We start from the raw sequence: 12,883 nt of genomic DNA on the forward strand, positions 1-12,883 counted from the left end.
GGAGGCTACTTCTTCTTCGTCGCGCGGGTCGTGCCCAGGCTCGCGGCCACGATGCAGATGATCGCCGCCCACTGCTGCGCGTGCAGCATCTCGCTGAGCACCAGCACGCCGACCAGCGCGGCCGCCGCGGGCTCCAGGCTCATCAGGATGCCGAACACGTGCTTCGGCATCCGCCGCAGCGCCTGCAGCTCCAGCGAGTACGGGATCACCGACGACAGCAGCCCCACCCCCAGCCCGATCAGCAGCAGATGCGGCTGGAGCAGGTCGCCGCCGCCCGACGCGATGCCCACCGGGGCGACCACCACGGCCGACACGATCATCGCGACCGACAGCCCGGTGGTGCCGGGGAAGCGCCGCCCCACCGAGGCCGACAGCAGGATGTAGGCCGCCCAGAACACTCCCGCCCCCAGCGCGAACCCGATGCCGGCCCAGCTCACCGACGCCGACTGGCCCCAGGGCGCGAGCAGCGCCACGCCCGCCGCCGCCAGGCCGATCCACACCAGGTCGAGCCGCCGCCTGGAGGCCGCCACCGCCACGCCCAGCGGCCCGAGGAACTCGATCGCCACCGCGATCCCCAGGGGCAGCCGCGCTATCGCCTCGTAGAACGACAGGTTCATCAGCGCCAGCGTCACGCCGAAGGTGAGCCCGACCCCGAGGTCACGCCACGACATCCCCTTCAGCTTGGGCCTGGCCACCGCGCCCATGATCAACGCGCCCGCGGCGATGCGCAGGAACACCACCGCGCTCGGCGGCAGCGCCGCGAACAGCTCCTTGGCGAAGCCCGCCCCCAGCTGCACGGAGAAGATCGCCAGCAGCACCAGCCCGGAAGGCGGGATGGAGTCGGCGGCGCTGCGCAGCACACTGCCGGGTCTGGGCAGGCCGGATCCCCGGTCGAAGGGATCATCCAGGGCGAAGGCGCTCACAGCACTCCTCAGTAGGCATGGCGGGCTCAGTAGCGGGACGGCGGGTAGAACGGTACCGAGCTGGGCCGACATTCCCCACTAGGGTGGTACTTATACGCACTTAACCGTTGAAGCCGACAATTGACCATGGAGCCATGACCGCACCCCCGGCCTCCCTCGTCCGTCCCCCGCTCGTGCTGTCCGTGGCCACCTTCGTCAGCAGCTTCGACCGGTTCGCCGTGAACCCCATGCTCGTCCTGATCGCCGCCGACCTCGGCGTCCCGCTGTCGGCGGCGGTCGCGGTCGCCAGCGGCTACTACCTGGCCTACGGCCTGACGCAGCCGCTGTGGGGCGTGCTCTCCGACCGGTTCGGCCGGGTGCGGGTGATGCGGGCGGCGATGTTCGGCGCCGCGCTGGCCGGGGTGGCCTCCGCCCTGATGCCGGTGCTGGGCGCGCTGGTGGTGTCGAGGATCGTGGCGGGCGCCTGCTTCGGCGCGGTGATCCCCACCTCGCTCACGTACGTCGGTGACACGGTCGCGCCCGTCGTACGGCAGCGCGCCCTGTCGGACCTGATGGGCGCGGGAGCCCTGGGCATCGCCATGGCCACCGGTCTCGGCGGCGTGCTCGCCGACCTGGTGGACTGGCACGTGGCGTTCACCGTGCCCGCGGCCTGCGCGCTGGCCTGCGCGCTCGCGCTGCGCTCCCTGCCCGAGCCGCCCCGGGCCGAGATCGGCGGGCTGGGCAGGCACGTGGGCGCGGTGCTGCGTGAGCCGTGGGCGCTGCTGGTGTTCGGGCTGGCCTTCGTGGAGGGCGCGGTGCTGCTCGGCACGATGGCCTTCCTCGCCACGGCCCTGGAGCACAACGGTGTCAGGGCGGCGGTCGCCGGTCTGGCCACCGCCACCTACGGCGTGGGCCTGTGGGTGTTCACCAGACTGGTCAAACGCCTGTCGCGGACATGGTCCCCGCCCGTGCTCATCGCCGTCGGGGGAGCGCACCTCTGCGCCGGGTACGCGCTCGTGGCCGTCCACGTCAGCCTGGCGACCGTCGGCGCCACCGCGCTGCTGCTGGGCGTCGGGTGGTCGTTCATGCACTCCTCGCTGCAGACCTGGATCACCACGGTCGCGCCCAACGCCAGGGGGACCAGCGTGGCCTTCTTCGCCGCGGCGCTGTTCGTCGGCAGCGCGGTGTCGTCGTGGGCGGGCGGCCCGGCCGCCCAGGACGGCAGGTACGCGCTGCTGTTCGGCGTCTCGGCGGCCGTGGCGGTGCCGCTCACCGTGGTGGCCGTCATCGGCCGCCACCGCTACGGCGTCACCGGCCGCGCCTGACGCTCACTCCCAGCGGAACGTGCGCGCGGCGATGCCCAGCGACAGCACCGCCCAGGCGGCCAGCACCCCCAGCGCCCCCAGCGGCACGGCCGCGCCCCCGGCGAGCACGGAACGCAGCCCGCCGGTCAGCGCCGAGATCGGCAGCACCTCCAGGGCCGGCCGCATCCCGGCGGGGAACTTCGTCAGCGGGAAGATCACCCCGCCCGCCCCGAGCAGCACCAGATAGACGAGGTTGGCCGCGGCCAGCGTCGCCTCGGCCCGCAGCACGCCCGCCATGAGCAGCCCCAGCCCGCTGAACGCCGCCGTCCCCAGCAGCACGAGCAGCAGCGCGCCCACCGGCGAGCCCTGGGGCCGCCAGCCGAGCGCCAGCGCGACCGCCACGATCACCACGACCTGGACACCCTCGACCGCGAGCACCGCCACCGTCTTGGCCAGCAGCAGCCCGGCCCTGGACAGGGGAGTCGCGCCGAGCCGCTTCAGCACGCCGTAGCGGCGCTCGAAGCCCGTCGCGATCGCCTGCCCGGTGAACGCCGTAGACATGATCGCCAGCGCTAGCACGCCCGGCGCGAGGAAGTCGATCCGCCGGCCCCCGCCGACGTCGATCAGCGGAGCCAGCGAGAACCCGACGAGCAGCAGCACCGGGATGATCAGCGTCAGCAGCAGCTGCTCGCCGTTGCGCAGCGTCGCGCGCGTCTCGGCCGCCGCCTGCGCCAGCACCATGCGGGCGAACGGCGCCGCCGCCGGGGCGGGGGTGAAGTCGAGCGTGGTCATCGCAGCTCCCTGCCGGTCAGCTCCAGGAAGACGTCTTCGAGCGTGCGGCGCTCGATGCTCAGGTCGTCGGCCATGACGCCCTCGGCGGCGCACCAGGTCGTCACGGTCGCCAGCAGAGCCGGGCCCACCTGGCCCTCGATGATGTAGTGGCCGGCGGGCGACTCCTTGGCCGCGCTGCCCCCCGGCAACGCGTGGAGCAGCTCGTCCAGCGAGAGACCCGGCCGGGCTCGGAAGCGCAGCTGCCGCTCGGCCCCGGTCAGCGACGCCGGGCTGCCCTCGGCCACCACCCGGCCCCGATCGATGATCACCACATGGTCGGCCAGCCGTTCGGCCTCGTCCATGTGATGGGTGGTGAGCACCACGGAGACCCCCGCGGCGCGCAGCTCGCCCACCAGATCCCAGCAGGCGTGCCTGGCCTGCGGGTCGAGCCCGGCCGTCGGTTCGTCGAGGAACACCAGCTCCGGCCGGCCGATCACCGCCGCGGCCAGGGAGAGCCGTTGCTGCTGGCCACCCGACAGGCGGCGGTAAGGGGTGCGGGCGTGGTCGGCCAGGCCGAGGCGTACCAGAAGGGCTCCTGCGTCGAGCGGGTGGGCGTAGAAGCGCGAGACCAGGCGCAGCCACTCGCCGCAGCGCACCGCGGGCGGCACGCCGCCCGCCTGGAGCATCACGCCCACCCGGGGCCGCAGCTTGGGCTGGTCGGGCGGCAGGCCCAGGACGCGTACGGTGCCGGAGTCGGCCTCGCGGAACCCCTCGCAGATCTCGACCGTGGAGGTCTTGCCGGCGCCGTTGGGCCCGAGCACGGCGGTGACCGCGCCCCGCTCGGCGCGCAGCGACAGGCCGTCGACCGCGGTGGCGCCGCCGTAACGCTTGACCAGGTCGATGAGCTCGACGGCTGGGGATTCCATGGCCTCGAGTTTAGGGACTGTCCGCGGCGGTCCGCCTGGCAACCCTGCCCGGCCGCACCCGGCCGATCGCGGGGCCGATCGCGTGACTGATCGTGTGGCCGGATATGGACAGCTGTTGACCCGGCCGTTTCCCGGAAAGTCCCCACCAGGAGTGAAAGTCTGAGAGTGACGTCCACATCACAGGAGGTTGCCATGTCACAGCGCAGTGGCTATGAGCCCGGTGTTCCGTGCTGGGTGGATCTGTCGAGCACCGACGTCGAGGCGTCCGCCCGCTTCTACGACGACGTCTTCGGCTGGCAGGCGGAGATGATCGACGACCCGGCGGCCGGCGGCTACGGCCAGTTCACCTACGACGGCGAGAAGGTCGCCGGCGTGGGCCCGGCCATGGGGCAGGGCATGCCCTCGACCTGGAACACCTATATCGCCGTCGACGACGCCGCCGCCGCGGCCGACCGGGTCAAGAACTCGGGCGGGACCGTCATCATGGAGCCCATGCAGGTGTTCGAGGAAGGCACCATGGCCGTCTTCCAGGCGCCTGACGGGTCGTTCGTCTCGGTCTGGCAGGCCGGCCGCCACAAGGGCGCCGAGCTGGTCAACGAGCCGGTCGCGTTCTGCTGGAACGAGCTCGTCACCCGCGACGTCGCGAGCGCGGAGCGGTTCTACCCGGCCGTCTTCGGCTGGACCCCGCACCACCAGGAGATGGACGGCGTCAAGTACACCGAGTGGCACCTCGGGGACGCGAGCATCGCCGGCATGATCGAGCTGTCGCCGAACTATCCGCCGGAGACGCCGTCCCACTGGATGACGTACTTCGCCGTCGACGACCTCGACGCCACCGTCGCCGCCGCCGAGCGCGCGGGCGCCACGATCCTCGTCGGGGCCATGGACGCGCCTCCCGGGCGCTTCGCCATGCTCACCGACCCGCAGGGCGCGGCACTGTCCGTGATCCAACTCCACGAAGTCAGCTAAATATCCCATAACCGGGAATTAGGTAGACCGGATCTAGGTTCCATCCCTCGGCCCTCGTGGGCCACACGCCTGCGAGGGAGAGGGGTTCACGCATGTCCGTGGCAGAAGCCACGCCACTCACGTCACCTGTCGTCAAGGGGAACCGCCGCGGACTGCTGTTAATCATTCTCGGAGCGCTGTCGGCCATCGGCCCGCTCTCGATCGACATGTACCTGCCCGCGCTGCCCGCCATCACCGGCGAGCTGGTCAGCACCCCCGCCCAGGTACAGCTGACACTGACCGCCTGCCTCATCGGCGTCTCCGTCGGCCAGGTGGTCGCCGGGCCGGTGAGCGACGTACGCGGCCGCCGGCTGCCGCTGATCGTGGGCGTGGCCGGCTACACCCTCGCCTCGCTGCTGTGCGCCTTCGCCCCCTCGGTGCCGGTGCTCATCGTGTTCCGCCTGCTGCAGGGCATTCTCGGCGGCGCGGCCCTGGTCATCGTCCGCGCCGTCGTCCGCGACCTGTACGACGGCGCCGCCATCGCGCGCATCTTCGCCACCCTCATGCTCGTCAGCGGCCTCGCGCCGATCCTCGCCCCGATCGCGGGCGCGCAGCTGCTCGGCTTCACCTCCTGGCGCGGGGTGTTCGTCGCGCTGAGCCTGGCCGGGATCGTGCTGCTCGTGGCCGTACTCGGCGGGGTGCGTGAGACGCTGCCCGCGTACGAGCGGGAGAGCGGCGGGCTCGGCCACACCGTGCGCACCTTCTGGCAGCTGCTGCGCGACCGCTCGTTCATGGGCGGCGCGCTGACCGCCGGGCTGGCCTTCGCCGCCATGTTCGGCTACATCTCCGGCTCACCGTTCGTGCTGCAGGAGGTCTACCACGCCACACCGCAGCAGTATTCGCTCATCTTCGGGCTCAACGCGCTCGGCCTGACCCTCATGGCCCAGGTCGGCGGGCGGCTCTCGGGGCGGGTGCCGCCGGCCCGGCTGGTGGCCATCGGCCTGTGCGTGGGCCTGACCGGCGCGGCGCTGCTGCTGGCCGCGGCCATGATCGGCATGGGGCTGGCGGGCATCGTCGCCGGGCTGTTCGTCATCATGTGCGGCCAGGGCCTGGTGCTTCCCGGCACCGGCGCGCTGGCCCTGGCCAGCCAGCCGCAGCAGATCGCGGGCAGCGCCTCCGCCCTGCTCGGCGTGCTCCAGTTCGCGCTGGGCGCCCTGGCCGCGCCGCTGGTCGGGCTGGTGGGATCGGGTACGGCGGTGCCGATGGCGTCGGTGATGCTGGGGCTCATCGCCTGCTCGGCCGTGACGTTCCTGGTCATCGGCAGAGTTAGGTAAGCCTACCCTGCGTGAGAAATTCCATTCCTCCGTCTTCCTGGATCCATTTGTGAATCGGGAAGGAATTACGGCACACTGATGTTGTGAAAAACGTGCCCACGTCGATCGAGCCCGGACACGAGCGCGGCACCCGCGCCCGTGTGGCTCGGCTGATCCTTGAGCACGGTCCCGTCGCGGCTGCCGCGCTGGGCGAGCGGCTCGGGCTCACGCCCGCCGCCGTCCGCCGTCATCTCGACGCGTTGCTGGCCGACGGGATGATCGAGCCTCGCACCGTGCGTCCGCACGGGCAGCGCGGGAGAGGGCGGCCGGCCAAGCTGTTCGCCATCACCGACGCGGGGCGCAGTGCTTTCGAGCACGCCTACGACGACCTGGCCGGCAGCGCGCTGCGTTTTCTGGCCGAGCGCGTGGGTGAGGAAGCCGTGACCGACTTCGCCCGTTCGCAGGTGTCCAGCCTGCTGCGGCGCCTGGAGCCGGTCATGCGGACGGTGCCGGCCGACCAGCGCGTACAAGTGCTGGCGCAGGCGCTGTCGGCGGATGGATACGCCGCCTCGGCCACCAAGGCCAATCTGGGCGGCGACCAGCTCTGCCAGCACCACTGCCCGGTGGCGCACGTGGCCGCGGAGTTCCCGCAGCTGTGTGAGGCCGAGACCGAGGCGTTCGCGCAGCTGCTCGGCACCCCCGTGCAGCGCCTGGCCACGATCGCGCACGGCGACGGGGTCTGCACCACACATGTGAGCCCGCACGCGCTGGGTCTTGCGACGAGCAGGGCCACCCATAGCGACAAAAGCAAGGAGACCGGAAGGTGACTGTCACCGACCGCCCGGAGCTGGAAGGCCTCGGGAATTACAAGTTCGGCTGGTCCGACTCGGATGCCGCAGGGGCGGTGGCCAAGCGTGGCCTGTCCGAGGAGGTCGTCCGCAACATCTCCGCGCTCAAGAACGAGCCGGAGTGGATGCTCGACCTTCGCCTGAAGGGCCTCCGCCTGTTCGGCAAGAAGCCCCTGCCCACCTGGGGCTCCGACCTCACGGGCATCGACTTCGACAACATCAAATACTTCGTGCGCTCGACCGAGAAGCAGGCCGCTTCCTGGGACGAGCTGCCCGACGACATCAAGAACACCTACGACAAGCTCGGCATCCCCGAGGCGGAGAAGCAGCGCCTCATCGCCGGTGTCGCCGCCCAGTACGAATCCGAGGTCGTCTATCACAAGATCCGTGAGGACCTCGAGGAGAAGGGCGTCATCTTCGTCGACACCGACACGGGCCTGAGGGAGCACGAGGAGCTCTTCAAGGAGTACTTCGGCTCGGTCATCCCGGTGGGCGACAACAAGTTCGCCGCCCTCAACAGCTCCGTGTGGTCCGGTGGCTCGTTCATCTACGTGCCGCCGAACGTCGAGGTCGAGATCCCGCTGCAGGCCTACTTCCGGATCAACACCGAGAACATGGGCCAGTTCGAGCGGACCCTGATCATCGTCGACGAGGGCAGCTACGTCCACTACGTCGAGGGCTGCACCGCGCCGATCTACTCCTCCGACTCGCTGCACTCCGCGGTCGTCGAGATCGTCGTGAAGAAGAACGCCCGCTGCCGTTACACGACCATTCAAAACTGGTCCAACAACGTCTACAACCTGGTCACCAAGCGCGCCGTCGCCTACGAGGGCGCGACCATGGAGTGGATCGACGGCAACATCGGCTCCAAGGTCACCATGAAGTACCCGGCCGTCTACCTGATGGGCGAGCACGCCAAGGGTGAGACGCTGAGCGTCGCCTTCGCGGGCGAGGGCCAGCACCAGGACGCCGGGTCCAAGATGGTGCACCTGGCTCCGCACACGAGCTCCACCGTGATCTCCAAGTCGGTGGCGCGCGGCGGCGGCCGCACCTCCTACCGCGGTCTCGTGCAGATCGAGGAGGGCGCCCACGGCAGCGCCAGCACGGTCAAGTGCGACGCGCTCCTGGTCGACCAGATCAGCCGCTCCGACACCTACCCCTACGTCGACGTCCGCGAGGACGACGTCTCGATGGGTCACGAGGCCACGGTCTCCAAGGTGAGCGAGGACCAGCTGTTCTACCTCATGAGCCGCGGTCTCAACGAGGACGAGGCGATGGCGATGATCGTGCGCGGCTTCGTCGAGCCGATCGCCCGCGAGCTCCCCATGGAGTACGCCCTCGAGCTCAACCGCCTCATCGAGCTGCAGATGGAAGGAGCCGTCGGCTGATGGGCCTGACCGAGAAGCCCTTGTCGACCCTGCACGAGAAGGCGTCCTACGACCTGGACGACTTCGAGGTCCCGACGGGGCGCGAAGAGGCGTGGCGCTTCACGCCGCTGTCCCGCCTGAAGGGCCTGCACAGCGGCAAGGCGGAGATCACCGGCCGGGTGCTCACCCAGGCCTACACCCCGGCGGGCGTCACCGCCGAGTGGGTCGGGCGTGAGGACGCGCGCATCGGCAAGGCGTACGTGCCGGCCGACCGGGTCAGCGCGCAGGCCTACAACGCCTTCGAGAAGGCGCTGGTCGTGACCGTGCCCAAGGAGGCCGTGCCCGCCGAGCACATCCGCATCGAGGTGCGCGGCGGCGGCAACGACGGGGCCACCTACGGCCACATCGTGGTCGTGGTCGAGCCGCTGGCCGAGGCCGTGGTCGTCATCGAGCACCAGGGCAGCGCGGTCTACGCCGACAACATCGAGTTCGTCGTCGGCGACGGCGCCACGCTCAAGGTCGTCAGCCTGCAGGACTGGGACGACGACGCCGTACACGTCTCCCACCACCACGCCCAGCTCGCCAAGGACGCCACGTTCAGGGGCTTCGCGGTGACCCTGGGCGGCGACCTGGTGCGCCTGTCGCCGAGCGTGTCCTACACCGGCCCCGGCGGCGACGCCGACCTGTCCGGCGTCTACTTCGTCGACGCGGGCCAGCACCTGGAGCACCGCCTCCTGGTCGACCACTCGCAGCCCCACTGCAAGAGCAACGTCGACTACCGCGGCGCCCTGCAGGGTGAGGACGCGCACGCCGTGTGGATCGGCGACGTGATCATCAGGGTCGAGGCCGAGGGCACCGACACCTATGAGCTCAACCGCAACCTGATCCTCACCGACGGCGCCCGCGCCGACTCGGTGCCCAACCTGGAGATCCTCACCGGCGAGGTGGCCGGCGCCGGCCACGCCAGCGCCTCCGGGCGCCTCGACGACGAGCACATCTTCTACCTGCAGGCCCGCGGCATCCCCTTCGACGAGGCCCGTCGCCTGGTCATCCGGGGCTTCCTCGGCCAGCTCATCGAGAAGATCCAGGTGGCGGAGATCCGTGACCGCGTCATGAACGCGGTGGAGGCGGAGCTCGCCCGATGAGTTTCGAGAAGGTGTGCAAGGTCGAGGACATCCCCGACGGCGGGGTCCTGGGCCTCGAGGTCGGGGAGACCCCGGTCGCGCTCGTCCGCAAGGGCGGCGAGGTGTTCGCCCTGCACGACGTCTGCTCCCACGCCGAGGTGAAGCTCAGCGAGGGTGAGGTCTACGACGGCACACTCGAGTGCTGGCTGCACGGCTCGTGCTTCGACATCCGCTCGGGCAAGCCCACCGGCCCGCCCGCCATCCGACCCGTGAACGTCTACACAGTCCAGATCGACGGCGACGACGTCCTCGTCTCGCTCTCGAAGGAGTCATAAACACATGTCCACCCTTGAGATCCGTGACCTGAAGGTCGCCGTCGAGGACAAGGAAATCCTGCGCGGCGTCAACCTCACCGTGCAGTCGGGCAAGACCCACGCCGTGATGGGGCCGAACGGCTCGGGCAAGTCCACGCTCGCCTACGCCATCGCCGGTCACCCCAAATACACCATCACCGGCGGTGAGGTGCTGCTCGACGGCGTCGACCTGCTGGAGCTGACCGTCGACGAGCGGGCCCGCGCCGGCCTGTTCCTCGCCATGCAGTACCCGGTCGAGGTGCCCGGCGTGTCGGTCTCCAACTTCCTGCGCTCCGCGGTCACCGCGGTCCGCGGCGAGGCGCCCAAGCTGCGCCAGTTCGCCAAGGACCTCAAGACCGGCATGGACGCGCTGGCCATCGACGCCGAGTTCGCCCAGCGCAACCTCAACGAGGGCTTCTCCGGCGGCGAGAAGAAGCGCCACGAGATCCTCCAGCTGGAGCTGCTCCAGCCGAAGATCGCGGTGCTCGACGAGACCGACTCCGGCCTCGACGTCGACGCGCTGCGCGTGGTGTCGGAGGGCATCAACCGCTTCCGCGCCGCGGGCGACACGGGCATCCTGCTGATCACGCACTACACCCGCATCCTGCGGTACGTGAAGCCCGACTTCGTCCACGTCTTCGCCGGCGGCAAGATCGTGGAGGAGGGCGGGCCGGAGCTGGCCGACAAGCTCGAGGCCGAAGGCTACGAGCAGTACACGAAGGCGCTTGCATGACTTCCACCAGCTTGGACGTGGAGAGGATCAGGAAGGACTTCCCGGTTCTCTCCCGCGAGCTGCCCGGCGGGCGTCCGCTCGTCTACCTCGACTCGGGCAACTCCTCACAGAAGCCCACGGCGGTCGTCGAGACCATCCGTGAGCACCTGGCGATGCACTACAGCAACGTCGGGCGGGCCATGCACGCGCTCGGCGCGGAGTCGACCGAGGCCTACGAGAGCGCGCGCGACAAGGTGGCCGGGTTCATCGGCGCCCCGTCGCGCGACGAGGTGATCTTCACCAAGAACGCCTCCGAGGCGCTCAACCTGGTCGCCTACTCCTTCGGCAACCCGGGCAACACCGACCCCCGCTTCACCCTCGGCCCCGGCGACGAGGTGGTGATCTCCGAGATGGAGCACCACTCCAACATCGTGCCGTGGCAGTTCCTGGTGCAGCGTACGGGGGCGACCCTGAAGTGGTTCGGCGTCACGGACGACGGCCGCCTCGATATTTCGGATATTTCAGGACTGATCACCGAGCGCACGAAGATCGTGTCGATCGCGCACCAGTCCAACGTGCTCGGCACCATCAACCCGGTCGCCGACGTGCTGCGCCGGGCCCGCGAGGTGGGCGCGCTGGTGATGCTCGACGCCTCCCAGTCGGTCCCGCACCACGCCGTCGACATGGCCGCGCTGGGCGCCGACTTCGTGGCCTTCACCGGCCACAAGATGGTCGGCCCCTCGGGCATCGGCGTCCTCTGGGGCCGGGCCGAGCTGCTCGACGCCATGCCCCCGTTCATGGGCGGCGGCGAGATGATCGAGGCCGTCTGGATGGACCACTCGACGTACGCGCCGGTTCCGCACAAGTTCGAGGCGGGCACGCCGCCGATCGTCGAGGCCATCGGCCTCGGCGCGGCCGTCGACTACCTGACCGGTGTCGGCATGGAGGCCATCGAGGCGCACGAGCGCGGCCTGACGGCCTACGCGCTCGACGCGCTGCGCCAGGTGCCCACGCTGCGCCTGATCGGGCCCGACTCGCTCGACCAGCGGGGCGCCACCCTGTCGTTCACGCTGGAGGGCATCCACCCGCACGACGTCGGGCAGCTGCTCGACGACGAGTTCGGCATCGCGGTGCGGGTCGGCCACCACTGCGCGCGACCGCTGCACCTGCGTTTCGGAATACCGGCGACCACCAGGGCGTCGTTCTATCTGTACAACACCACGGACGAGATCGACGCCTTGGTCCGCGGCCTCCATCACGTTCAGAAGGTGTTCGCATAGCCATGATCGGCGAGTCGATGTACCAGGAACTGATCCTGGAACACTACAAGCACCCGCAGGGGCGGGGGCTGCGTGATCCCTACGACGCCGAGGTTCACCACGTGAACCCCACGTGCGGCGACGAGATCACGCTCCGGGTCAAGCTGGGCGACGCCGGCAAGATCGAGGACGTCTCCTACGACGGGCAGGGCTGCTCGATCAGCCAGGCCGCCGCCTCCGTGCTGCACGAGCTGACCACCGGCTCGACGGTCGAGGAGACGCTGTCGGTGGTCGACGAGTTCACCCGGCTCATGCAGGGCAGGGGCAAGGTGGAGGCCGACGAGGACGTGCTCGGCGACGCGGTGGCGTTCGCGGGCGTGGCCAAGTTCCCGGCGCGCGTCAAGTGCGCGCTGCTGTCGTGGATGGCCTACAAGGACGCTGTAGTGAGGAGTGCTGCGCGATGAGCAAGCCGGTGGAGACACCGACCGGGTTCGACGGTGAGGCCACCGTCGACGAGGTCATGGAGGCGCTCAAGGACGTCGTCGACCCCGAACTCGGCATCAACGTCGTCGACCTGGGCCTGATCTACGGGCTCAATCTCGACCCCGCCGAGGGCGGCCGGCCCGTGGCCACCATTGACATGACGCTGACCAGCGCGGCCTGCCCGCTGACCGATGTCATCGAGGATCAGGCGCATTCCGCGCTCGAGGGCATGGTTTCGGATGTTAAGATCAATTGGGTCTGGCTCCCGCCGTGGGGACCGGACAAGATCACTGACGAAGGGCGCGAGCAACTTCGTATGCTAGGCTTCAACGTCTGATCGTTGCTGTACGGCTGGCATCTCGGTGTCAGCCGCTTCAGCCTGCCAAAGTCTGAAATTCAGACAAGTCGGGGAATACATGGTGTCTTCCTCGTGTTGGCAACACGTGCACCTAGCGCACCAATGTGCGTTTCAACGCCGCCTGCGGCCGGCAAATGGGTGCGCGTAGACGGCCTGTCCTCCGGGCCAGTCCCCACCCAGCAGGTGCCGACCACCTGCGCCTCGCAATGAAGTAC

General features: G+C 69.9%; 14 protein-coding genes. 11 read left to right on the forward strand and 3 right to left on the reverse strand.

Annotated elements, in window-relative coordinates; genetic code table 11:
• Positions 1-5: 5 nt before the first annotated feature.
• Positions 6-923, reverse strand: a complete 918-nt coding sequence (locus tag ACGFJ2_RS56410; RefSeq protein WP_393483211.1) for a DMT family transporter — start codon at positions 921-923, stop codon at positions 6-8.
• A gap of 134 nt (positions 924-1,057) precedes the next feature.
• Between ACGFJ2_RS56410 and ACGFJ2_RS56415 the strand changes: the two genes are divergently transcribed.
• On the forward strand, positions 1,058-2,227 hold the full coding sequence (locus ACGFJ2_RS56415; protein WP_357958438.1) for an MFS transporter: 1,170 nt from the start codon (positions 1,058-1,060) through the stop codon (positions 2,225-2,227).
• A 3-nt stretch (positions 2,228-2,230) separates the two neighbouring features.
• Here the strand turns inward: ACGFJ2_RS56415 and ACGFJ2_RS56420 are convergent, their stop codons facing one another.
• Positions 2,231-2,998 carry an ABC transporter permease gene (locus tag ACGFJ2_RS56420; RefSeq protein WP_357958440.1) on the reverse strand — a complete coding sequence of 256 codons (768 nt, stop codon included), beginning with the start codon at positions 2,996-2,998 and terminating at the stop codon, positions 2,231-2,233.
• Positions 2,995-3,903: an ABC transporter ATP-binding protein gene (locus tag ACGFJ2_RS56425; protein ID WP_358195388.1), complete on the reverse strand. Its 909-nt coding sequence runs from the start codon at positions 3,901-3,903 to the stop codon at positions 2,995-2,997. Before ACGFJ2_RS56425 ends, ACGFJ2_RS56420 begins: the two co-directional genes overlap by 4 nt.
• 192 nt (positions 3,904-4,095) lie before the next feature.
• On the opposite strand from ACGFJ2_RS56425, the gene ACGFJ2_RS56430 reads away from it, so the two are divergent.
• From ACGFJ2_RS56430 to ACGFJ2_RS56475, 10 genes are all read left to right on the forward strand, one after another.
• On the forward strand, positions 4,096-4,872 hold the full coding sequence (locus ACGFJ2_RS56430) for a VOC family protein (protein WP_393483215.1): 777 nt from the start codon (positions 4,096-4,098) through the stop codon (positions 4,870-4,872).
• Between the two features lie 92 nt (positions 4,873-4,964).
• Complete coding sequence (locus ACGFJ2_RS56435; RefSeq protein WP_393483218.1) at positions 4,965-6,185, forward strand: multidrug effflux MFS transporter; 1,221 nt, start codon at positions 4,965-4,967, stop codon at positions 6,183-6,185.
• Between the two features lie 92 nt (positions 6,186-6,277).
• Positions 6,278-6,991 carry a metalloregulator ArsR/SmtB family transcription factor gene (locus tag ACGFJ2_RS56440; protein WP_225291448.1) on the forward strand — a complete coding sequence of 238 codons (714 nt, stop codon included), beginning with the start codon at positions 6,278-6,280 and terminating at the stop codon, positions 6,989-6,991.
• Complete coding sequence (sufB, locus tag ACGFJ2_RS56445) at positions 6,988-8,400, forward strand: Fe-S cluster assembly protein SufB (protein WP_357958449.1); 1,413 nt, start codon at positions 6,988-6,990, stop codon at positions 8,398-8,400. Before ACGFJ2_RS56440 ends, sufB begins: the two co-directional genes overlap by 4 nt.
• Positions 8,400-9,524, forward strand: a complete 1,125-nt coding sequence (sufD, locus tag ACGFJ2_RS56450) for a Fe-S cluster assembly protein SufD (RefSeq protein ID WP_357958451.1) — start codon at positions 8,400-8,402, stop codon at positions 9,522-9,524. The genes sufB and sufD overlap by 1 nt, the downstream gene beginning before the upstream one ends.
• Positions 9,521-9,838 (forward strand): non-heme iron oxygenase ferredoxin subunit, encoded by a 318-nt coding sequence (locus ACGFJ2_RS56455; protein WP_225291368.1) that lies wholly within the window; start codon positions 9,521-9,523, stop codon positions 9,836-9,838. The genes sufD and ACGFJ2_RS56455 overlap by 4 nt, the downstream gene beginning before the upstream one ends.
• Before the next feature lie 4 nt (positions 9,839-9,842).
• On the forward strand, positions 9,843-10,589 hold the full coding sequence (gene sufC, locus ACGFJ2_RS56460) for a Fe-S cluster assembly ATPase SufC (RefSeq protein WP_357958453.1): 747 nt from the start codon (positions 9,843-9,845) through the stop codon (positions 10,587-10,589).
• Positions 10,586-11,848 carry a cysteine desulfurase gene (locus ACGFJ2_RS56465; RefSeq protein WP_357958455.1) on the forward strand — a complete coding sequence of 421 codons (1,263 nt, stop codon included), beginning with the start codon at positions 10,586-10,588 and terminating at the stop codon, positions 11,846-11,848. The genes sufC and ACGFJ2_RS56465 overlap by 4 nt, the downstream gene beginning before the upstream one ends.
• A gap of 2 nt (positions 11,849-11,850) precedes the next feature.
• A complete protein-coding gene (sufU, locus tag ACGFJ2_RS56470) occupies positions 11,851-12,291 on the forward strand; it encodes a Fe-S cluster assembly sulfur transfer protein SufU (protein ID WP_225291366.1) in 441 nt (146 codons plus the stop codon).
• A complete protein-coding gene (locus ACGFJ2_RS56475; protein ID WP_214636283.1) occupies positions 12,288-12,647 on the forward strand; it encodes a metal-sulfur cluster assembly factor in 360 nt (119 codons plus the stop codon). Before sufU ends, ACGFJ2_RS56475 begins: the two co-directional genes overlap by 4 nt.
• The last annotated feature ends 236 nt before the right edge of the window (positions 12,648-12,883 follow it).

Origin of the sequence: Nonomuraea sp. NPDC049028, assembly GCF_043197735.1 — a bacterium.
Lineage (GTDB): Bacteria > Actinomycetota > Actinomycetes > Streptosporangiales > Streptosporangiaceae > Nonomuraea.

Coding starts and splice junctions, on each gene's coding strand:
- ACGFJ2_RS56415 (WP_357958438.1), top strand. CDS start 1,058: ATGACCGCACCCCCGGCCTCCCTCGTCCGTCCCCCGCTCGTGCTGTCC.
- ACGFJ2_RS56420 (WP_357958440.1), bottom strand. CDS start 2,998: ATGACCACGCTCGACTTCACCCCCGCCCCGGCGGCGGCGCCGTTCGCC.
- ACGFJ2_RS56425 (WP_358195388.1), bottom strand. CDS start 3,903: ATGGAATCCCCAGCCGTCGAGCTCATCGACCTGGTCAAGCGTTACGGC.
- ACGFJ2_RS56430 (WP_393483215.1), top strand. CDS start 4,096: ATGTCACAGCGCAGTGGCTATGAGCCCGGTGTTCCGTGCTGGGTGGAT.
- ACGFJ2_RS56435 (WP_393483218.1), top strand. CDS start 4,965: ATGTCCGTGGCAGAAGCCACGCCACTCACGTCACCTGTCGTCAAGGGG.
- sufD (WP_357958451.1), top strand. CDS start 8,400: ATGGGCCTGACCGAGAAGCCCTTGTCGACCCTGCACGAGAAGGCGTCC.
- ACGFJ2_RS56455 (WP_225291368.1), top strand. CDS start 9,521: ATGAGTTTCGAGAAGGTGTGCAAGGTCGAGGACATCCCCGACGGCGGG.
- sufC (WP_357958453.1), top strand. CDS start 9,843: ATGTCCACCCTTGAGATCCGTGACCTGAAGGTCGCCGTCGAGGACAAG.
- ACGFJ2_RS56465 (WP_357958455.1), top strand. CDS start 10,586: ATGACTTCCACCAGCTTGGACGTGGAGAGGATCAGGAAGGACTTCCCG.
- sufU (WP_225291366.1), top strand. CDS start 11,851: ATGATCGGCGAGTCGATGTACCAGGAACTGATCCTGGAACACTACAAG.
- ACGFJ2_RS56475 (WP_214636283.1), top strand. CDS start 12,288: ATGAGCAAGCCGGTGGAGACACCGACCGGGTTCGACGGTGAGGCCACC.